This is a genomic window from Verrucomicrobiota bacterium (assembly GCA_016871535.1).
Taxonomy (GTDB): domain Bacteria; phylum Verrucomicrobiota; class Verrucomicrobiia; order Limisphaerales; family SIBE01; genus VHCZ01.
Window position 1 is genome coordinate 19906 of the sequence record VHCZ01000003.1, and the last position, 21017, is coordinate 40922.

Annotated in this window: 20 protein-coding genes; 7 read left to right on the top strand and 13 right to left on the bottom strand. The window is 58.5% G+C overall.

Annotation, left to right across the window (positions count from 1 at the left end; all coding sequences use genetic code 11):
- Positions 1-58: 58 nt before the first annotated feature.
- Genes FJ398_00845 through FJ398_00855 form a run of 3 tightly spaced genes read left to right on the top strand, consistent with a single transcriptional unit; the run spans position 59 to position 2889 of the window.
- Positions 59-1087 carry an ABC transporter ATP-binding protein gene (locus FJ398_00845; protein ID MBM3836502.1) on the top strand — a complete coding sequence of 343 codons (1029 nt, stop codon included), beginning with the start codon at positions 59-61 and terminating at the stop codon, positions 1085-1087.
- 11 nt (positions 1088-1098) lie between these two features.
- Positions 1099-2061 carry an ABC transporter ATP-binding protein gene (locus FJ398_00850; protein MBM3836503.1) on the top strand — a complete coding sequence of 321 codons (963 nt, stop codon included), beginning with the start codon at positions 1099-1101 and terminating at the stop codon, positions 2059-2061.
- A 48-nt stretch (positions 2062-2109) separates the two neighbouring features.
- Entirely contained in the window at positions 2110-2889 is a 780-nt protein-coding gene (locus FJ398_00855) for a hypothetical protein (GenBank protein ID MBM3836504.1), read from the top strand.
- Between the two features lie 6 nt (positions 2890-2895).
- On the opposite strand, the gene FJ398_00860 is transcribed toward FJ398_00855, so the two are convergent.
- From FJ398_00860 to FJ398_00875, 4 genes are all read right to left on the bottom strand, one after another.
- The gene (locus FJ398_00860; GenBank protein MBM3836505.1) at positions 2896-3750 is read right to left on the bottom strand and encodes a hypothetical protein; all 855 of its coding nucleotides are present in this window, start codon (positions 3748-3750) and stop codon (positions 2896-2898) included.
- 149 nt (positions 3751-3899) lie between these two features.
- Positions 3900-4925 (bottom strand): ketol-acid reductoisomerase, encoded by a 1026-nt coding sequence (gene ilvC, locus FJ398_00865; protein MBM3836506.1) that lies wholly within the window; start codon positions 4923-4925, stop codon positions 3900-3902.
- A gap of 161 nt (positions 4926-5086) precedes the next feature.
- A complete protein-coding gene (gene ilvN / locus FJ398_00870) occupies positions 5087-5560 on the bottom strand; it encodes an acetolactate synthase small subunit (GenBank protein MBM3836507.1) in 474 nt (157 codons plus the stop codon).
- 394 nt (positions 5561-5954) lie between these two features.
- Entirely contained in the window at positions 5955-6359 is a 405-nt protein-coding gene (locus FJ398_00875) for a hypothetical protein (GenBank protein ID MBM3836508.1), read from the bottom strand.
- A gap of 6 nt (positions 6360-6365) precedes the next feature.
- On the opposite strand from FJ398_00875, the gene FJ398_00880 reads away from it, so the two are divergent.
- Entirely contained in the window at positions 6366-6944 is a 579-nt protein-coding gene (locus tag FJ398_00880) for a DUF1802 family protein (GenBank protein MBM3836509.1), read from the top strand.
- Between the two features lie 52 nt (positions 6945-6996).
- Here the strand turns inward: FJ398_00880 and FJ398_00885 are convergent, their stop codons facing one another.
- The 4 genes from FJ398_00885 to FJ398_00900 form a co-directional block, all read right to left on the bottom strand.
- Positions 6997-8331 carry a signal recognition particle protein gene (locus FJ398_00885; GenBank protein ID MBM3836510.1) on the bottom strand — a complete coding sequence of 445 codons (1335 nt, stop codon included), beginning with the start codon at positions 8329-8331 and terminating at the stop codon, positions 6997-6999.
- 489 nt (positions 8332-8820) lie between these two features.
- Positions 8821-9228 (bottom strand): rhodanese-like domain-containing protein, encoded by a 408-nt coding sequence (locus FJ398_00890; protein ID MBM3836511.1) that lies wholly within the window; start codon positions 9226-9228, stop codon positions 8821-8823.
- A gap of 134 nt (positions 9229-9362) precedes the next feature.
- Complete coding sequence (locus FJ398_00895) at positions 9363-10076, bottom strand: SDR family oxidoreductase (protein MBM3836512.1); 714 nt, start codon at positions 10074-10076, stop codon at positions 9363-9365.
- 14 nt (positions 10077-10090) lie between these two features.
- Positions 10091-11185: a Gfo/Idh/MocA family oxidoreductase gene (locus tag FJ398_00900; protein ID MBM3836513.1), complete on the bottom strand. Its 1095-nt coding sequence runs from the start codon at positions 11183-11185 to the stop codon at positions 10091-10093.
- Between the two features lie 422 nt (positions 11186-11607).
- On the opposite strand from FJ398_00900, the gene FJ398_00905 reads away from it, so the two are divergent.
- The gene (locus tag FJ398_00905) at positions 11608-12024 is read left to right on the top strand and encodes a hypothetical protein (protein ID MBM3836514.1); all 417 of its coding nucleotides are present in this window, start codon (positions 11608-11610) and stop codon (positions 12022-12024) included.
- A gap of 174 nt (positions 12025-12198) precedes the next feature.
- Here the strand turns inward: FJ398_00905 and FJ398_00910 are convergent, their stop codons facing one another.
- Together FJ398_00910 and FJ398_00915 are read right to left on the bottom strand one after the other, a co-directional pair.
- On the bottom strand, positions 12199-13164 hold the full coding sequence (locus FJ398_00910) for a ketose-bisphosphate aldolase (protein MBM3836515.1): 966 nt from the start codon (positions 13162-13164) through the stop codon (positions 12199-12201).
- Positions 13165-13243: 79 nt separating this feature from the next.
- The gene (locus FJ398_00915; GenBank protein MBM3836516.1) at positions 13244-14734 is read right to left on the bottom strand and encodes a sigma-54-dependent Fis family transcriptional regulator; all 1491 of its coding nucleotides are present in this window, start codon (positions 14732-14734) and stop codon (positions 13244-13246) included.
- Between the two features lie 14 nt (positions 14735-14748).
- Here FJ398_00915 and FJ398_00920 point away from each other — a divergent pair, with 14 nt between their 5' ends.
- Positions 14749-16878: a hypothetical protein gene (locus FJ398_00920; protein ID MBM3836517.1), complete on the top strand. Its 2130-nt coding sequence runs from the start codon at positions 14749-14751 to the stop codon at positions 16876-16878.
- Between the two features lie 9 nt (positions 16879-16887).
- Here FJ398_00920 and FJ398_00925 read toward each other — a convergent pair whose 3' ends face one another.
- Entirely contained in the window at positions 16888-17865 is a 978-nt protein-coding gene (locus tag FJ398_00925) for a TerC family protein (GenBank protein ID MBM3836518.1), read from the bottom strand.
- 722 nt (positions 17866-18587) lie between these two features.
- On the bottom strand, positions 18588-19067 hold the full coding sequence (locus FJ398_00930) for a hypothetical protein (GenBank protein MBM3836519.1): 480 nt from the start codon (positions 19065-19067) through the stop codon (positions 18588-18590).
- A 103-nt stretch (positions 19068-19170) separates the two neighbouring features.
- Here FJ398_00930 and FJ398_00935 point away from each other — a divergent pair, with 103 nt between their 5' ends.
- Positions 19171-20076, top strand: a complete 906-nt coding sequence (locus FJ398_00935) for a LysR family transcriptional regulator (GenBank protein MBM3836520.1) — start codon at positions 19171-19173, stop codon at positions 20074-20076.
- Positions 20077-20140: 64 nt separating this feature from the next.
- Here FJ398_00935 and FJ398_00940 read toward each other — a convergent pair whose 3' ends face one another.
- On the bottom strand, positions 20141-20980 hold the full coding sequence (locus tag FJ398_00940; GenBank protein ID MBM3836521.1) for an FKBP-type peptidyl-prolyl cis-trans isomerase: 840 nt from the start codon (positions 20978-20980) through the stop codon (positions 20141-20143).
- Positions 20981-21017 lie beyond the last annotated feature (37 nt).

A 21017-nucleotide genomic window follows, 5' to 3' on the forward strand; every position in this document is an offset into this window, starting at 1 on the left:
TCTAAAGAGCGAAGCCACCCCGGAACTCTGACCGGGGTGGCTTTTTGTTTCTGTGAGGATGTTGAGCAATGCTCACACACAGAAACCGTTAGACAAACGACTCGGCTTGAGATCGGAAGCCTTATTAGAGTTGCGACAGGTTTGCCTTGATTTGGTGCTCGATGATCGAGCTAAGCCAATTCTTACCAGTCTGAACCTCTCAATCCAGGAGAAGGAGATACTCTGCCTTGTTGGAGAGAGTGGATGCGGGAAGAGCCTAACCGCCTTGTCAATTGCTCGGCTTATCCCAACCCCCCCTTTTAAGTTTCGGGGCGGCGAGATCTTCATTCGAGGAGAAGACGTTTTGAGCATGACGGGATCGGATCTTCGGAGGATTCGTGGGCGTGTTGTCAGTTACGCGGTCCAGGAGACTGGTGGAGCGCTGAACCCAATGTTGAGAGTTGGCACCCAGATCGCGGAGGTCTTAGCCCTACAGGGTCGATCCGCGTACTTGAATGACGAACTGATCCGGTTACTGAAGCGCGTTGGGATCCCTGACCCTCATTTGCGCGCTCGGAGCTACCCTCATGAACTTTCAGGCGGAATGCGACAGCGCATCTGCATCGCGGTGGCACTTGCCTCACGGCCCGAACTCTTGGTTGCTGATGAACCGACGACAGCCCAGGACGCTACTGTGCAAGTCCAGATACTGGATCTCCTAAGGGAGCTAAGGGATAAGCTCGGACTGGCCGTGCTGTTTGTGACGCACAATCTGGCGATTGTTTGCGAGTTTGCTGACCGGCTCGCGGTTATGTATGCCGGTCAGATTGTCGAAATTGGACCTGCGAAACTGTTAGTAAGACGGCAATTCCACCCTTATACAAAGGCTCTAATTCAATGCACGCCTAAAGCGGGGAGTTCTAAACTAGCAGTTATTCCAGGCCAGGTTCCTCCAGTTGGTTTCTATCCATCTGGATGCCGCTTTCATCCCCGTTGTTCTTGGGCGAAGTCTGAATGCTCAACAGTAGAACCCGATCTGGACCAAGTCCTGCCTGACCACTGGGTACGCTGTCCATATTGGAGTTTGATTCCTGAGGGGACCGGTTAGGAGGGCAAGCTATGCCGGTGGTTGAAGTGCGCCATTTGACCGTTCGCTTCCATCCGTCGAATCGAGCTTTTCGAGGCGACAGCCACATGATTCGAGCGGTGGACGATGTAAGCTTTGACCTGGCATCTGGGCAAACCTTAGGACTTGTTGGCGAGAGTGGATGCGGCAAGACGACGTTGGGATGCGCTGTGGTGGGGTTAACAAAAGCAACGTCGGGCGGCGTCTGGTTCGATGGAGAGGACATCACGACCTTGAATCGAACGGCCTTGCGATCGCGGCGGCGCAAGTTTCAAATGATCTTCCAAGATCCTCAGACTACACTGGACCCTTGCATGACGGCCGGAGAGATTGTGAGTGAGGCACTCGAAATCCAGAAACTCGTGCAGAGTAAACAAGAGCGGCGTGACCGCGTCCTTGCTTTGCTGGAGAGCGTCGGGCTGGACTCGACGCAGCTTCATCGCTATCCGCACGAATTCAGCGGCGGCCAAAGACAACGCATCGGAATCGCCCGCGCCCTTGCGGTTCGGCCCAGATTGATTGTTTGCGACGAACCGGTCAGCGCTCTGGACGTGTCCGTGCAGGCGCAGATCATCAACCTGCTTCGTGATCTGCAACGTTCGCACGGCATCGCTTATTTGTTCATTTCGCATGATTTGGCTGTTGTTGAACACATCAGCCATCGAATGATGGTGATGTATTTTGGAAAGCTGGTCGAGATCGGCGACACGAAGGCGATCTGCAAAGCACCGAGACATCCCTACACGCAGGCATTGATGTCGGCGGTTCCTGAAATTGATTCGGAATCCAAGCGTCGCCGAATTATCCTTCGCGGAGAACCGCCTTCACCGATGTCCCCACCGCCAGGTTGTCCGTTCCATCCGCGCTGTCCCGTTGCCATAGAGCGGTGTCGGACCGTCGTTCCTGAACTGCGGGAGGTTGGGGAGGATCACCAAGTTGTTTGCCACCTGGCCTAATTTCCCGTCGCTTTTCATCCGCGCCGGCGTTATGAATCAGCATGAAGTATGGCTGAAGACTTGGCTCATCGAGCGCCAGAGAATCGCACTCCCCGAAGCACCTGGGCGAAAGCCACGGCCTGGATGGTAGTCGTTTTTCTTTTCGTGGCCGCGAGCATCTATGTATTTCGTTCGCTTCGGAATCTGCCGGGAGAACTCATCGAGAAGACTGGCAGCACCGTTGAACTGGCCAGCGCGGCGTTGAGGGACATCGCGGCGGCGTTCAGCCAGGGCACGGTGACGACCTCGTTTATTAGTTACGCCACCAGCCTGCACGCGAATCACTATTTGCAGTTTGCCACATTGAGGCAGATGGAGTCTTTCACGAGAACTGACGAAGCAAGCACGGGTTTCGGCTATATCCCCCTTCCAGATGTGGTGATCGAGGCCCGCGCGCCTGTGGAATACACCTTCTACATCGATTTCAATGCCCGGTGGGATCTCATTCTGCGCAACAACGTCGTCTATGTTTTGGCGCCTTCGATCCAGTACAACGAGCCTGCCGTGAACGCTTCAGAGATCACTTACGAGGTTAAGAAAGGGAGCCTGTTCAGGAGTACGCAGCAAGCCAAAGAGAACCTCAAGAAATCCGTCATGTCCATGGTGCATCGTCGAGCGAAAGAAAATGTCGCGCTGGTGAGGGAAACGGGCCGCAAGGAGGTCGCTGATTTCGTTGAGAAATGGCTGGTCAAATCGTTCGCCGATGGAAGCAAGTACCCGGTGAAAGTATTCTTCGCGGATGAGACCTTGCCGGCGGATTTGCAGATGCTGCCGAAGGCTGCGGACTGAGCCGGGTTATTGACCGGGCAAGCGCGGAATCCGCTGAACTCCAGGCAGAGGCGCAGTTGGGTCAGGAATGCCTGGCGGTGCCGGTGCGAGCGTCGTGTTGGGCAGGCCCGGAGTGGGAGGAAGCGAAGGGTTCGCCATTCGGTTAATCTCCATCATGATCACTTGCTCCTCGGAACTCATCGTGCTCTTGGGCATTGGGGGCGGTGGCAAGTTCGATACCGGCGTCCCGCTGAATCCATACGCGGTAGAACCCGGTTGTCCCGTCTGAAGCCTGGGTGTGCGGGAAGGAATTGTCGTTATTCCCGGACCGGAGGAAGGCGCCGGCGCGATACCTGTGGTGACAGGCATGACATTGACTCCTCCTGGGACTGGCGCGGATCCGGGCGCCATACCCGGGACTCCAGGCCCGCCAGGTGCTCCGGCGATCGCGGGTGGCGGCGTGGTGGGCGGTGGGACTCCGTGCGTGGCAAAAGTCATGACGGTTTCCGCGCCAGCAGTGCGGATGCGGACACTCTTTGAGGCGTCATCTATGGCCACGACTTCAATCCCATCCTTTTTCTCTTCAATCCCTAGACTGAAGTATTCGGGAGCTTTGGTCTTAGGGTCGCTCGCCATGAAGTAGGCCTTAAGAGATCCAAACGAAGTAATTCCCGTCAGTTTCAGATCGCTCTTGGCCTGTTCCACGACAGGTTGTGGCGGCGGCGCGGGTGGCGGCGGCGGTTTAAGTCCAAATGGATTTCGTTCGGCGATCGTCTTGTACGGATGGTCCGCCGGGCTGGTCTCATTCGTTGGCACATCAGCGCGGCAAAGCACCGTCAGGCAGCCGATGAGGCAGGCCACTCTGATTCCATCTCGATTCATGAGCGAAATATAGCGCACAGTTCCAATAAACACCAACTCCAGCACTTGGTTGCCAGACCGCAACCGTGGTTTGCTGACGGACGGCGGGCGATTCAGATCATCCAGTAATCCACGAATCCACCTATCCAATATCCAATCCGCTCATCCGTTCAATATGCGGCCTGCACGCCCTTGACAGAATGCTTCTTCATCCAGGGCATCAATGACCGCAGACGGGCGCCGACTTTCTCGATAGAGTGCTTTTCCCCCTTCTTCAGCAGAGCGTTATATTTCTTGTAGCCAGTTTGATATTCCTTGACCCACCCTTTGGCGAACTTTCCGGATTGAATTTCCTTCAACGCCGCCTTCATGCGCTTTCTCACGCTGGCATCGATGATCTTTGGTCCGATGCTCACGTCGCCCCACTTGGCGGTTTCCGAGATGGAAAAGCGCATTCCGCTGATCCCTGACTCATTAATCAGGTCCACAATCAACTTTAGTTCGTGGAGGCACTCGAAGTAGGCCATTTCGGGCTGGTAACCCGCCTCGACCAACGTCTCGTATCCGGCCTGGATCAACGCCGTGGTTCCACCGCAAAGCACGGTTTGCTCCCCGAACAAGTCGGTTTCCGTTTCCTCCTTGAAAGTGGTCTCGATCACGCCTGCCCGTGTGGCTCCAATTCCCTTGGCCCAGGCCAAGGCGACGTTCTTGGCCTGCTTGCTTGGATTCTGGTAAACGGCAATCAACGAAGGCACGCCTTTGCCCTCGGCGTATTGTCGGCGCACAATGTGTCCAGGGCCTTTTGGCGCCACCAAGATGACGTCCACTTGCTTTGGCGGCAGAACGGTTTTGAAGTGGATGGAGAAGCCATGCGAAAACAGGAGCGTCTTGCCTTTGGTCAGGTTCGGGGCGATGTCCTTTTCGTAAGCAGCCGGCTGTTTGGTGTCGGGCAACGCCACCATGATCACGTCGCCGCGCCGAACTGCTTCGGCGGTGCTGACGACCTCAAAGCCCCTTTCTTTGGCAACAGGAATGGACTTGCTCCCTTCGTATAGGCCAACAATCACGTTAAGTCCGCTATCCTTCAGATTAAGTGCGTGAGCATGGCCTTGGGAGCCGAAGCCCAAGACCGCCAGGGTCTTTCTCTGGAGGATATTCAGGTTTGCGTCGCGGTCAGTATAGACTTTAGCAGGCATTTGTTGCTTTCCAGGTTAAGGGTGGAGTCAGTTGTCAGTGGTCAGTCTTCAGTAATCAGTATTCGGTATCGGCCACGTATCAGGAATCTCGTTTTCTTACGCGCCACAAGATTGCAACTGGATACTGATCACTGAATACTGCATACTGACGTCTGGCCCAATCATTTTCGAGGCAGCGCCACTTTGCCGGTCCGGGTGAGCCCCAGAATTCCGAATGATCCCATCAATTCCACGAATTTCTCAACTTTGCTTTCCCCGCCGGTAATTTCGATCGCCAGGCTTTCCGGTTGCACATCGACGATTTTGGCTCGGAAAATATCCGTAATCTGCATCACTTCCGCCCGGGAAGCCGAGTTCACGGAAACCTTCACAAGAACCAGCTCCCGGTCGATATATTCGTAATCCCGGAAATCCTGGACTTCGAGAACGTCGATTAGCTTGTTGAGCTGTTTGACGATCTGTTCCAGCGTGGCGTCATCCCCTCGGGTGACGATGGTCATCCGTGAGGTGTTCGGATCGTGCGTTGGTCCGACGTTCAGGGTGTCGATGTTGTAGCCGCGTCCGCTGAACAGTCCAGCGATGCGCGTGAGCACGCCGAACTTGTTTTCCACCAAAACCGAGATTGTGTGCCTCATAAAAAACTAAACCCGCCTTCCGGCTGGAATAGCGGGCGACCTGTGAGCAAGATACCGAAGCCTCAAGGCCGCGTTAGTCAACGACGACTACCACGACTGGCTCAAGAGCTTCGGCGGAAATTTGCATCGGCGCGAAAGTAACAATCACCCCACCATCGGTCAACAGGTTTTTCGGGTGGGGGGCGTTTGAACGCGTTTGAACGTCAGCCGAGAGGGGGAGAGTGATAGTCGCGAGTCAGCCACTACTCCATTACTCCAGCACTCCATTTCCGAAAACAAATAGGCGACCCCACTCAGGGTCGCCTTAGCGTGGAACGAGGGACTGCCTATTCGTTCTATCTGTCAGGTGTTTCTTAAGCAGACGGTGTACCTTCTCAAGTTTGAGATTCTAAACTCATTTTGCCCGATTTGCCGTATCTTCTGTTGAAGCCGACACCGCTTCGGCGTCCGTGAATACGACAGTTCCGCCTTGGTTTTTGAGCTGAGCAAGGACCTTCCAGTGGTGCAGGTCTTCGGAAGCTTCGAGCAGGTATTGCTCGCCCGATTGGCTGTCGATCTGGATGGTGGCCGCACCGTTCTCGTCGAGTTCGCTCGCGGTGAGCTTCGGCGACCGGATTGCCAGGATTCCTTGCGGCGAACCCGTCGAGAAGAGCGCCAGGCCACCCTGTCTCTCCCCCCTCGGCGGAGGAGACGGTGGGGTAGGACGATGAGGGGACGTTCGTGGGAGAGAGAACGAGTTCCAGCGCTCGGCGCGAATGATGCGTCGCGGCTGGCCGAAGGTGCGAACAGTGATTAGCATGCAAGCATGCGTATCGCTTTCAAAGAATGGGCCGTGGTTGTGGACGCCCTCGGATCCGGAGAACAAATCCTGATCTTGCGCAAGGGCGGAATCAAAGAGGGGCGCGGCGGATTCCAGGTCGAGCATCCGCAGTTCCTGCTTTTCCCGACTTTGTTTCATCAGCAGCGGGAGTCCGTAATCGCGCCTGCCCAGGCGAGGTTCGATCAAATCGCACCGGGATTTGCGCGGCCCGACAGGCTCAGGATTGAATTCTTCGCGGAAGTCGCCGCCTGGCAACGGCTGGATTCATTGGCCACGGCCGAGCAGCTTCGCGGACAGCACATCTGGCGCGATGAAGTGATTCGGCAACGTTTCGATTGGGGGCGGGACAAGACCATCCACGGGCTGGCCGTGCGGGTTCGCCGTTTGCCGCGAGCCGTCGAACTGCCGATGCTCGCTGGCTACGGCGGATGCAAGTCCTGGGTTGAACTGGCCGAGGACATTTCAATTCAAGGCTCGCCGGTGGTCCTCAGCGACGATGCATTCGCCGGCAAACTCGAACGATTTCGGGAAACGCTTCAGGCGTCTTCCGTGCTACCGCCGTAGATTTTGAAAACCGAGCTAACCTGTGGCCCAGCCCTGCAATGAAGAAAACCCGTCAGAACCGCGGCATCACGCCGCCCATGCGCTTCATCATCTTTTGCAACTTGCCCATCTTCCGCATCATCTGCTGCATCTGATTGAAGCGATTCAGAAGGTTGTTCAGTTCGGCGACCGTGACGCCGCTGCCTTTGGCGATCCGTTGCCGGCGTCGGGCATTCAGGATTTGCGGATGCCGGCGTTCCTGCGGCGTCATCGCGCAGATCATGCCTTCCATCCGCCGGAATTCCTTTTCGCTCTTGCTCAAATCGGCGCCCTGAAGCATCTCCGAGCCGCCGGGCAGCATGCCGACAATGCTTTCGAGGGAACCGAGCTTTCGCATCTGGCGCAACTGATCCAGAAAATCCTCCAGCGTAAACTGGCCTTTCCGCATCTTTTCTTCCATGCGCTTGGCTTCGTCCAAATCCACAGCCTCGGCCGCGCGTTCCACCAGACTCACGACGTCGCCCATCCCCAAAATCCGCGACGCCATGCGTTCGGGATGGAACGGCTCGAAGTCCTCGGACTTTTCGCCGACGCCGACGAATTTGATCGGCTTGCCCGTGACCGCTTTCAGGCTCAACGCCGCACCGCCGCGCGCGTCGCCATCCAGCCGGGTGAGCACAATGCCGGTGAGCTGCAGCGCGCGGTCAAAATGAGTCGCCACGTTGACGGCTTCCTGTCCGGTCGCGGCGTCGAGGACGAGCAGGATTTCCTGGGGCTTCACCAGATCGCGCAAGCGAACCAGCTCCCGAACGAGCGGCTCGTCAATCTGGAGGCGGCCCGCCGTGTCGAAGATGACCGCGTTGCGGTGGTTGGTGCGGGCAAAATCGAGCGCTTCGCGTCCGATCTTCAACACGTCCGTCTCGCCCTTGCGGACAAAGACCGGCAATTCGAGTTGCCGGCCGAGTGTTTCGAGCTGGTCCATGGCCGCCGGACGATACACGTCGCAGGCGACGAGGAGCGGGCTGCGGCCTTGTTTGTTGAGCCAGCGCGCCAATTTGCCGGCGGAGGTGGTTTTGCCGGAGCCGTGCAGACCCACAAGCATCACGCAGCCGGGATTCCCGCCCAGTTCGATTTCCGCGTTGGCTGAGCCAAGCAGGTTCACCAGTTCGTCGTGAATGATTTTGATGATTTGCTGGCCGGGCTGAATGCTCTGGATGACTTTCTGCCCGATGGCTTGTTCCTTGACCTTTTCGATGAAATCGCGGGCGACCTTGAAATTGACATCGGCATCGAGCAACGCCAGCCGGACGTCGCGAATCGAGTCGCTGATGTTCGACTCCGAAATCTTTCCCAGTCCGCGCAGGTTCTTGAAGACATTTTGCAGCTTGCCGCTCAGCGTATCAAACATATCGGGGACGTTAGGCCAGAGCGGTTGGCAAGTTCAAGGTTCAAAGTTCAAGGCGAAGGCGCGGCAAATATGCCCATGAAGCTGTCGATGGTAGGGCGGCGCTGCTGCGCCGCCGCATCGACTGAAGACTGGCTGCGCGGCAACGCAGCCCCACCAGGTTCATGGGCAGAGTTCCTCTGAGCTGTCCCGTATCTTGACAGCGGTGTACGGAAATTCACGACGCGCCCAGAGTCGTTCTTGCACGCACAGGCGGTCGCGATTGCCTAACCCCCTTTGAAACAAGGGGTACTGCCGCTGAGGCCACAGATGATCGGAGTTGGCCCGCCAGTAGCTTCAAGGCGCCAGAATCTCCGGGCTGTGTCGTACGGAGACTGCCATGACACTGGCAAACCGCGGTCGTTACGCTAATGATGCTGCTCCTGGCCTCGCTGAAAGAATCCCACAGGCCGCCGTCGGAGTGAATGGTTTCGAAACAAAACGTTTCAGCGGTTAGCTCTTGGAATCCTTCTTCTCGTCACCGGACTCCAATTTCTCGCCGGCTTGTTTCCAACCAGAAATACCTGCAGAGAGATGTTTCACATTGGAATAGCCGAGTTCTTTGGCCGCACGGGCCGCGCTTTGGTAAGCCATTCAGGTAGGCCCCGTGCAATACGCCACGATCAGGGCGCTCTTGTCTTTGGGCAGAACCTTCGCGAGGTCGTTTCTGTGCGTGGCGAAGTCAATCGCTGTAGGGATGCGGCCATTCTTCCATGATTTCGTTCCCATGACGTCAATCACGGTGACTTTCTTGGCTTCGATGGCGGCTTTCAGTTCCTTGATGCTGACATCCGGGAACTCGCCCGCCCAGAGGGTGGCGGCGAACGCCAGAGCTGTGACGAGAGTAAGGACTTTTTTCATTGTTGCTTAACGTTTCTGGTTTTGTTGATTCGAACTTGCCTCCTATAAGACCAAATCTCGGCCAATTGGTTACACAATGATTAAGTTCAGGGAGCCCCTCAGTTAGCGACGGTGGAGGGGATACAAGTTCACGCTCAACGAGGCCGGATCAGGATTTCCTCCACGATCGCGTGAGGCGGCAGGTTGATGGCCAGCAAGACGCACTCGGCCACGTCCTCCGGCCGGAGCATTTTCGTGCGCGCCTCCGCCGTGGGAGGAGTCGGGCGCCGTTCCAGCAACGGCGTGTCGATGTCTCCCGGCAAAACGGAACACGCGCGGACCCGGCGGCCGCGTTCTTCCGCGTTGATGGATTGAGTCAGCCCGCGCAGCCCAAACTTGGACATCACATAGGCCGGACCGGACTTGGCGCTGGCCTGGATGCCCGCGTCGGAGCCGATATTCACGATGGTGCCGGACTTATTTTCCCGCATCGACGGGAGGAAGGCCTGGATACAGTAGTAGGCGCCGTTCAGATTCGTATCGAGCATGAGGTTGTAGTCCTCAATCGAGAGAACCTCCAGGCTTCGGTTCGGGACGTTCGTCCCGGCGGCGTTCACGAGTGCCTCGACCCGACTGAACTTCTCGAAGATGCGTTTGGCCGTTTTCTCCACGGCTTTGCGCTGGCCGATGTCGCACGGACATATTAGCCAGTCCTCGGAATAAAACTGGCGTGCGAGCTGGGCGGTTTCTTGAAGCGCGGCTTCGCGGCGACCCAGGACCGCGATCTTCCAATTCTGTTTGGCCAGCGCGATGGCCACGGCGCGGCCCACGCCGCTCCCGGCACCGGTGACAACAGCAACTTTGTTCATGCTCGACTTGACATTCACTTCCATGGTTCCGCGTAACGCACTTCGATCCAGCGCCGTTCCTTGGCCGATTGCATGGCGGTGTCCATCACCTCCTGGACGCGGGCGCCGTCGAGGAACGACGGCACGCACGGCCGCTGGTTGACGATGGCATCGACGAATTCGAAATTCTGGTCGTAGCGGAAATTGAACAACGGGTCGCCCTGGCTCGGATCGCGCGGCGAGCCTGGCCACTTGAGGAATTCCTTTGGCACCGGCACGGATTCCAAGGTGCTGGAGCCGCGCTTCCCCACGTGCAATTCGGGCTTGGCGCTCATGAAATAGACCACCGTGCCTTCACTGCCGTTGACTTCACAATAGTCCTGGCTGCGCGCGCTCTCACCGCGTCCCGTCGCGACCTTGGTGCTCTCGAACACGCCGGTCGCCATGCTCGTGAATCGCGCGAGAAGCGCCACCCAATCCTCCAAATCGGAGGCCTGGCTTTCCCGCACGTCGTGGAACCGGTGCAGATCCGCAACCAGCGATTTCATCTGCCCCATCAACACGTGGGCGTAGTCCAGACGATGCGAAAGCATGTCGCCGAGTTCGCCCGACCCGGCCAGCCGCGCCACTTGCCGCCAGCCGAGGTGGCGTTGCCCCCAGTCCTGGAAGCGTTGCACGCGGAGATGATACGGCTGGCCAATCGCGCCCGACTTCACCAAATGCGCCAGGTAACGAAACGCCGGCACGAACCGGTAAGTGAAGGCCGTCATGTGCCGGACCCTGGCGGTTTCCGCGGCGCGGACCATTTCCAACGCTTCCGCCGAATTCATGGCGATCGGCTTTTCGCACAGAACATGTTTGCCCGCTTTGATGGCGGCCAGCGCGATGGGCGCGTGAACGACATTCGGCGTGGCGATGATGACCGCGGTGATGTCGTCGCGTTTGAGCAATTCGTGGTAATCCGTGGAACACGCCGTGACGCCGCATTGCTGGCTGGCGCGCTGAAGCGTGCCGGGGTCGCTGTCGCATAGCGCTACGACGCGCGTTTGCGGGCACAGCGCGAGGCCGGGCAAGTGATTTTGCAGGGTGATCCCGCCGCAACCGATAATAGCAATCCCAATCTTTTCCATCATTCAATCCAGGTTTTCAGTCTTTGCCTGGGCGAGCCTGTTCTGCCGGCAGCCCATTTCGTCAGTCAACTCTTTGACAATTCAAGTTGCAACGGACTGCGGCAGCAATGCGCCGCGCCAAGCCGGGCGAGTATGTCTGGACGCCGGGTAAAGACAAGGCCGGGGAGGAGGTAACGCCCTTGGCGGATCCCTGCGACACCGCTTCAGGGAGCCTGGCCAGCGCGGCCAAAGCGGCGTGGCGCTTCGCTTCCCGCCGCAGTCCAAAAAGAATTTGCGCGTCTCGCGAGGATTTCCAGAGATACTGATAGATTGAAAATCTGCGCTGCGCGACGAAGAATTCCGTCCTGCGTGAACCGCGCCGGAACGAACCGTATTCAGAGAACCATTGCAGAAAAGCCCGGCTGCGCCATTATCGGCAGGGCATGAACATCCAAATGGCGGTCCTATGCGACGCGGCGGCGGATTACGGCGGCAAACTCAACGTTCTCGGCACGTTCGACACTATCGTTACCAACCATTTGCCCGCGGTTCACCCGCAGTGTTCCATCGCGCTCCGGATCACGTTCAACAAAATCGAGGAGGGCGCCCACAAGGTCAAAGTGAACTTCGTCGATGAAGACGGGAAGTTCGTCATGCCGAGCATCGAGATGCCCGTCGAAATCACCATGCCTGCGGAGGTCAATTTCCTGGTCCGCAACTTTGTGATCAACATCCAGCAGCTCAAGTTCGACAACCCCGGCCAATATTCAATCGACATTGCGATCGATGGCCGGCAAGAGACGAGCATTCCACTCTCGGTCCGGCATCAGGAGCAATCCAAAAGCGAGTCCGGGAATTAGCTTCAACTGGTTGGGGAGCGCACGCGCCCTCGCGTGCCGTGGGCGGCGCCCTCGCCGACCACCGTCTTCCGTCCGAAAAAACGATCGCTTGATGAGATGGCTTCTCCGACGTCCGACCGGCGAGGGCGCCGGTCGGCACACGCGGGGGCGCGTGTGCTCCCCAGATCCTCCCGATCAATCAAAGGCGTGGCCGGCGCAGCAGAGGACGTTTTTGACTTTGTGCCGGACGAGTTCTTTGACCTTGTTGCGGGCCGGGTTCAGATATTTGCGCGGATCGAATTCCTTCGGGGATTCGGCGAAGAATTTTCTGAGCGCGGCTGTGAACGCCAGGCGCAAATCGGTATCGATGTTCACTTTCGTGCAGCCGACGCGACGGGCGACTTCGATGTCCGCTTCCGGCACGCCCGCAGTATCCTCGCCAAGCTTGCCGCCATAGCGATTGATTTCGACCGCCAGCTCTTTCGGGACGCTGGAGGCTCCGTGCAACACAAGCGGGTAATCGCCCAGGCCGGCGTCCATCAACGCCTTTTTGATCGCCTTGAGCCGTTCCAGGTCGAGGCGTTGCTGGCCTTTGAATTTGTACGCGCCGTGCGAATTGCCGATGGCCACGGCCAGCGAGTTCACGCCGGTCTGCTTGACGAATTCCACCGCTTCATCCGGGTGGGTATAGACGCCCCCCTTGGAATACCCGCCGCCTTCCTCGCCGTCGTCGTGTTGGGCGCCCACGAGCATCCCCAGCTCGCCCTCGACGACGCAGTTGTGCTTGTGCGCGTAGTCCACGACCTTCTTGGACACCTCGGCATTTTTCTCAAACGGGAGGTGGCTGCCGTCGATCATCACGCTGGTGAAGCCTTCATCGATGCATTCCTTGCACAGCTCGTAGGAGTCGCCGTGGTCAAGATGGACGGCGATGGGGATGGTCGAAAGACTGACGGCGGCTTCGATGAGTTTCTTGAGATAGACCGGATTGGCGTATTGGCGCGCGCCCTTGGAGATTTGGAGCATGACCGGCGCTTTTTCCTCTTCGCAAGCCTCGACGATGGCCTGCAACAATTCCATGTTGTTGACGTTGAAGGCGCCGAGGGCGTATTTGCCTTTCAGGGCTTTGGCAAATAAATCTTTGGTATGGGTGAGTGGCATAGTGTGATTCTTTCAAGTCTAAGTTGCGAAACGCTATCGGGGGAGCATCCTAGAAACCCGCCCCGAAAAAGAAACAAAATTAAATCTCCTCCTCTGAGAGCTTGCGGTAAAGCGTGGCCAGACTGATGCCCAGGAGTTGCGCGGCTTTCTCTTTGTCGCCGCCGGTCTGGGCCAAGGCGCGATTGAGGTAGGAAACTTCCTGATCTCGGAGGAAATCTTTGAGCGAACCGAGGGATTCCGGGGAAGGCGGGGGTTCCGATGGCTCCAAGGATGGATGGTCCTTCTTTGCTTCCGTGTAACTCAACGGGTAGAGGGATTCGGAGATGACCATCATTGATTGCGGCGGGCCGCCCGGACGCGTTTCCACCACGGTGTCCGCCGCGCTTTGACTCACCAGACGCTGCAAGGCCATCGGGAGATCACCGACCTGGATCACCTGGCTCTCGCAAAGCGCGCACGCCCGCTGGATCGCGTTTTCCAGCTCGCGGACATTGCCCGGCCAAGGATGAGCCGTGAGCGCTTCCATCGCCTGGCGCGTGATCTGATACGGCTTGCCCGTGCGGGGATGCGTCTTCTCCCGGAGGAAATGGGAAACGAGCAAAGAAATATCCTCCGGGCGCTCCCGCAAGGGGGGAAGTGGAATCGGGATGACGTTCAACCGATAATACAAATCTTCCCGGAACGTGCCGTCCGCGATGCGTTTTTCCAACGGTTCGTTGGTCGCCGCCAGCACGCGCACATTGACGTAAATGGGGACGTTGTCGCCGACGCGCCGGACTTCCCGTTCCTGCAACACGCGCAGCAGCCGGCTTTGCAGCATTTGAGACATGGACCCGACCTCGTCGAGGAAGATCGTTCCGCCGTCCGCTTCCTGGAACAGTCCCTTCTTGTCGTTGATCGCCCCGGTGAATGATCCTTTCCGATGCCCGAACAATTCGGATTCCAGGAGGTTTTCCGGCAAGGCGCTGCAATTCACCGGCACGAAAGGCGCGAATTGCCGGCGGCTGTTGTAATGCAGGGCGCGAGCGATGAGTTCTTTCCCCGTGCCGCTTTCGCCCAGGATCAGGATGGTGGCATCCGAATTCGACACGCGTTCCACCATTCGGAAGACTTCCTGCATCTTCGCCGAATTGCCGATGATCTGGTTAAACTGATATTTCTTCTTGAGCTGCTTGCGGAGATACACGTTCTCCGAAACGGCATCGCTATACGAAAGCGCCCGCTGGACGCAGAGATTCAATTCTTCCAGCTTGAATGGTTTCTCCAGATAATCGTAAGCGCCTTTCTTCATCGCCTCCACCGCGGTCTCAATCGAGCCAAAGGCGGTGATCACGATGACGACGGGCGGGGGATTCAACGCGCGGGCCTTTTGCAGAATCTCCAGGCCGTGCGCGCGGGTTTTGTCGAGGTAAAGGTCGGTGACGACCAGTTCCGGGCCGACGGTCTCCAGCGCTTCGACGGCGGCATTGAAATTGGTGAACGGAAAAACTTCATGGCCTTCGGAACGGAACAGTTCAGTGACCATCTGCACCATCGTCATCTCGTCATCTACGAGAAGAATTTTTCCCATTGAGAAAAGCTATAGTGAAGTCAAGGAACAGAGCAAGCTGGATTGTGCTGGCCGAAGCGCCTTGTATTTCCGTCACGACCGAGATAGTTCGAATTCTCATCGATCAAAAGGGCAATTCCAGGGACGCGGTGGACCGCGTCCTTACCTTCGACTTGCTATTGTGGATCGTCGCCAAGACTCGCTACATCGACTCATCGGCGCCGCGTCTGCTCACGATCATTCCCGCGGGCATGGTCATGTTTGTTGTGGACCTGATCGCGTTGCGTTGGGTCGCGCTGTGGTTGGCGTTGACCTCGAAAAATCTCAGCCAGGCCATGGGCGGGGCGTGGGTCCGCATTCTGGGGCTGCCCTGGCTAATCTACCTCGGACTCTATTGGTCGTGGACCCTGCTGTTCCAATTCGCGGGCCGGCCCGGTCCCGATCTGACTCTGCAGGCGTGGACGATTTGCTGGCTGACCATTGGGCTGTTGTTCGATGCAGTATTTGGCTTGCAAGCCAGGCGTGGCTTCTTGATGGAATTTCGCGCGCTCGCATCGGAACGGAGCGATTCGAGGAAATCGGATGCCGTGCGACCCGCAGCGAGGAATCTACTTCGCGGTGCGCTCAATTCATTGACACGCATCATTTCCCCTTCCAGGGGAGCACACGCGCCTCCGCGTGTCCCGTCCGGCGCCCCCGCCGGTCGGCCATCTCACAGTAACGATCTACAAACCGCAGATCAGCCGGCGGCTTCGTTGGCCCAAACGCGCGCGCCGCGTGCGTTTCCCGGTTTTGCGTCGCGGCGGCACGCACTTGCTGGAGCGTTGATTGGCGCCGCATTGTTAGGGGCAAGTTGGTTCGGGTGGTATCGATGGTCGCTCAGCCGGCAAATCAAAGTTCATTTCGCGGCGATTCAAAAAGCCGGAGAACCCGTGACGGAGGCGGACTTGCTCAAGTGGCATCCGCCGATTCCAGGTGAGGAGAATGCCGCGAGCGTGGTCGAGCGTGCGGCCCTCGCTCTGTTTTCAACCCAGTGGCTGCCGAAGCCCGCGCAAGACCTCGTCAGAAGCCTGCCAACCGCGGGGCCGTCCCTTCGCGCCGAGCGGTTGAGTGAGGAATGCAGGGAAGTGCTCGCGGGCTTCATCTCCAGCAATCAAACCGCGTTGCGCGTCGTTCATGAAGTTCCGCGTTATCCGAAAAGCCGCTACGACTCCGTCTGGAACCGCACGCAAAACCCGGTCTGGTCCTGGTGGGTGCCAACTTTGCGCGGCGCGCACGAATTGATGCATGTGTTGCGGATCGAGGCTCTGCTGCAAATCGACGAGAACCAACCCGGTCCGGCATTGCGCTCCTTGAACGCGCTGCTGGCGGTGTCCCGGACGCTCGCCCAGGAACCGCTGCTGGGACCGCGGGGGCTGCAAAACACCGGGCTGAACTCCGCGGCTTCGTTGCTCGAATGTCTGCTCACGCGCCACGCGCTCTCGGACGGCGAACTGCGAGAGTTATCGGCGCGCTTCAATCTGCTCCAAACCTCGAACCGGCTTGCGCGCGCCATGGCTGGCGAACGCTACGAACGCATTCATCTGTTTGAAATGCCGGCGCCCCGGTTGCTCGCGCTCTGGATGCCGGGGATGTCGGGTTGGCAGACGGCCGCCCTGGGAGCGATCCAGAGCGTGCGCGCCTGGACCGGATTGCGGGATCGCGATCTGCTGGAGTTCCTGGAATTGACCGAACAGCAGATCGAAATTGCGCGGCTCCCATTTCCGGAATGCTTGAGCAAGGCCGCCGCAGTATCGGGGGCAATCCGCGACCCGTCGAGGTCGCCGCTGGCGATTCCATCCGGCATGGGTCTGGATCTGCCAGGGATTCTGGTGGGGGAAGCGGAAAAGGAATCCCGGTTAAGGGCGGTGCTGGTCGGGTTGGCGGTCGAACGCTATCGCGTGGCCAAGGGCGGCCGGCTTCCGGAAAACCTGGGGGAACTGATTCCGGAGCAACTCCAGGCCATTCCCCTCGATCCGTTCGACGGAAAACCGATCCGCTACAAACGGCTCGCCCGCGGTTACGTGACTTACGGTATCGGCAAAGACAACACGGATAATGGCGGCCAGGAATACACAGGATTCGCGAGACGCCCCATGGACGTCACGTTCACCGTGGAACGGTGAATCGTGGAGCTAACGTTTCCCAGGGTAGCTCGTTCCTCGCAACCCTGGGCTTTGCGTCGGAATTCCGTTTGGATCCTCGTCCAAATCAAGACCCCTCAATCCCCTACCCTCAACCAGCGACGCCGCCTGCCGGCTCGCGCGCAGCAGCGAAGCGAGGACCGCCACGGCTAACAGCGCGACAATGACCAGAAGTGAGGTCAGCGTCGGAATCTTGTAAAGGCCGGACACCAGCATCTTCGCGCCGACGAAGACCAGCACCGCCGCCAGCCCGTAGTGCAGATAGGAGAAGCGTTGCATGACGCCGGCCAGCGCGAAGAACATGGAGCGCAATCCCAGGATGGCGAATACGTTCGACGTATAGACGATGAACGGGTCCGTCGTGATGGCCAGCACGGCGGGCACGGAGTCCACGGCGAACACCAGATCGGTCGTCTCCAGCATCAGGAGAACGACGAAGAGCGGTGTGGCCAGCCACAGCTTGTCCTGTTTCACGAAGAATTTGCCGCCCTGAAACGCCGCCGTGACCGGCATGAACCGCCGAAAAAGCCTCAGCACAGGATTCTTCTCCGGATGCACATCGTGGTTTTTCTGCACGATCATCTTGATTCCGCTCACGACGAGCAACGCGCCAAAGAGATAGGTAATCCAGTGGAACCGGTGGAGGAGCGTGACCCCGGCGGCGATGAACACGGCGCGCATGGCCAGCGCGCCCAGAATTCCCCAGAACAAAACCTTGTGCTGATACTGCGCCGGCACCTTGAAGTAAGCGAAGATCAGCAGGAACACGAAGAGGTTGTCCACGCTCAGCGACAGTTCGACCAGATAGCCGGTCAGAAATTCCAATCCTTTTTCGCCCCCGCGCCAGTGCCAGACTCCGGCGTTGAAGAGCAAGGCGAGAGCGACCCAAAGCCCGCTCCACATCAACGCCTCTTTCATGCCGACCGCGCGCGTCTTGCGGTGAAACACGCCCAGGTCCAGCGCCAGCATTGCCCCGACGAAGAGCGCGAATCCAACGCAAAGCCAAGTGGAGTATGTATTCACTGGATGGAAATAGAGGGGATGGCCGGTTATGGCAGGATGCAGAGAGACGTCGCGAGCGGCTTCTGAATCGTCAGCGGAACTTCGCTCGCATTCATCCCCGCCTCCGGGAGAAACGGGCCGCTTCGCCCCTGGTTCTTCCCTTGAACCGTTCCTCCGGACCGTGGCCTTTAGGCCGCTTCAACGCTCGACTCCGGAGAGTGCGCGGAAGCAGTCTGAAGGCTGCGGTCCGCACGGTTTTCGATTCAAGGGCCATGTGCATGGCCCTGAGGCCAAGAAAGCTTCCCATGAACGTCGGTTCGTAGCCGCCGAGGTAACATGGCGGACACTTTGGTTAACCCGGAAATCCGCCTCCTCCCGTCGTCGGCTACGGTTCATGGCCCCAATGCGCGCTTTTTGGGCGTGGAAGCTTCCCATGAACCGGACGGCGGGGCGAGCCTGTCCCCAGCGAGCCGCGTCGGACGTGTTCCACGCATGTCGAGCGGCTCGCCGGGGTGGACTCGCCCTTCGGCGGTCGTGAACCGAGTGCAGATCCGAAAGGAACAGGGCCCTTTCCATGAACCGGAAGACGCGGGTAATCGCAACCGCCTCGGGGGCGGACGCCGTGTATTCAAAAGGAATCCACGTGAGTTCAGCCTCATCGCCACCTCGGTGTGCGATCTCTTTCCTTTTCACGCGAGTTCCCTTTTGAGCAAAAAGCTCCTGCGAATTCGCCGGAGCAGAAATGCGATGCCTCTGCGAAGAGATTGCACCGTGATCCTCCTGATCCTTGTGGAAGGTTCGCTCTTTGATTTCTTCGGCACCATCGCGCGCGCCGACCGCAGCCAGCGTCTGGCCCAGGCAAACTCAACCGCGAGAATCGCCAGCCCGAGTGGAATCACAATGAAGGCCGGACCGGGAAGCACGACGAGCGCCAGACCGAGGAGCAGGACCGTGCCGCCCAGTACGACCACTAAAATGCGCCGGATGTAGTTCATGACGCTCCCTGCGCTGCGCTCAGAGGATTGCCGGGTTGCCGGCCCGCGATCTGCCTCCAGTCCCGGAGCAGCGCGGCCATTCCCGCGGGGACCAGCAGCAGTGCCAACAACAAAAGCACTGCAACCAAAGCGGTCTTCGCCAGGGCCGAGGAACAGAGCTTGATCGAGAGCCATGTCGTCATCGCTTCACGCGGCCACTTTCTCGTCAGTCGGAGGATTAGACTAATACGATTTCTCGATTGGACTTTTAGGTTTAAGTGAAAGATGGTGCCGGGGCATGGAATTCTTGAACTACCACCACTTGCGCTATTTCTGGTCGGTCGCGCGGGAAGGCAGCCTGACCAAAGCCGCGGCGAAGCTTCGCGTTTCGCAACCTACCATCAGCGCGCAAATTCAGGCTCTGGAAGGCGTGCTCGGAGAGAAGCTATTTCGGCGGGCGGGCCGTGGATTAGCCCTGACGGACGTGGGCCAGCAAGTGTTGAGTTACGCGGAAGAAATTTTTTCGCTGGGGCAGGACTTGCTGAACTCGGTGAAGCAGCGGCCCACGTCGCGCCCCTTGAGGTTGCATCTCGGCGTGTCGGACGCGCTGCCCAAGCTGGTCGTTTATCGCATCATCGAGCCGATCTTTCGCTTCCCGCAGCCCGTCCAGGTTTCCTGCTGGGAAACCAAACTCACGGACATGCTCATCGAGTTGGCGGCGTACCGGCTGGACGTCGTGCTGGCCGATGAACCGGCCTCCACGGGAGTCACCACGCGCGTCTTCAACCATTTTCTGGGCGAATGCGGGGTGACGTTCTGCGCGTTGCCGGTTCTGGCGGACAAGCTCAAGCGCGGCTTTCCGCGCTCCTTGAATGGCGCGCCGGCTCTGTTGCCGATGTCAAGCAGCGGGCTACGCCGCTCGCTGGAAAAATGGTTTCAGGCTACGGGCGTCCGGCCGCGGCTAGCCGCAGAGATCGAGGATCCGGCGCTGGTGAACGTCCTCGCGCTCCACGGCCTGGGCTTTATGCCGGTGCCGACCTTTGTGGTCGAAGAGGTCATCAATCGGTTTGGGTTCCGCGCCATCGGACGGACGGACGAGTGCCAGCAGCAATTCTACGCCATTACGCCGGAACGCAGACTAACCCATCCCGCCGTGACCGCGATTACCTCGGACGCGCGCGGCAGAATGTTTCCCGGCGCATGAAACTCTCGATCTGTTTAGTGTTCCGGATAATTCTGGAAAGATGAGGAGGCCTTCCCGATGCGCTTCACTTCTTGGGCGCAGTATCCGTTTTGGGAAGCTGATCCGCTTTGATGACCTCGATCTGGGCGCCTTTCTTGAGTTCCTCGGCCGATGGGACCTTGATGATGTCGCTCGTGACCGGCTGAGGCACGGGAGCCGGGACCGGCGGGGGCACCGTGGTGGAAACCAAATCGATTTCGAAGGTCAGCAGGGAATTCGGTCCAATCTGAGATCCGTAGCCGCGCTCGCCGTACGCCAGGTCCGGCGGGATGAACAACTGCCATTTCGAGCCAACCTTCATGAGCTGCAAAGCTTCGGTCCAGCCCTTGATCACCCCGGTGACGGGGAAGGTGGCAGGCTGGCCTCGTTTATGCGAACTGTCAAACTCGGCGCCGTCAAGCAGCGTGCCCCGATAATGAACAGTGACCGTGTCGTTGCTGCCGGGCGTTGGGCCGTTGCCGGCGGTGAGCACCTTGTATTGCAGACTGCTGGGCAAAGTCACGATGCCGGGTTTGCCTTTGTTTTCAGCCAGAAATTTCGCGGCTTCGGTTTTGTTTTTCTCGCCGAGTTGCTTTCGCTTTTCCTCCTGCCTGACGCGATGCTCGGTTCGGTAGGCGGCCAGGACGTCGCGCATTTCCTGTTCGGTCAGGAGCAACTTGGCTCCGGACAGCACGTCTTTGATCCCTTTGAGAACTTGCTCGGGATCGAATTCCGTATAGTCCTGTTGCTTCCAATTCTGGCCAATGTTGACGCCCACGCTGTAGCTGATCTGGGCGTTTTTGTCCGGAAGCACCGGTTTGTCCGCGGCGTGGAGAGAGACCAGGCCTGAGACGGCCACCAAAAAAGCGACTGAGAATGATTTCATAACGATATTTCTTTTGGGTTAGAGTTCCCAAAAAGTC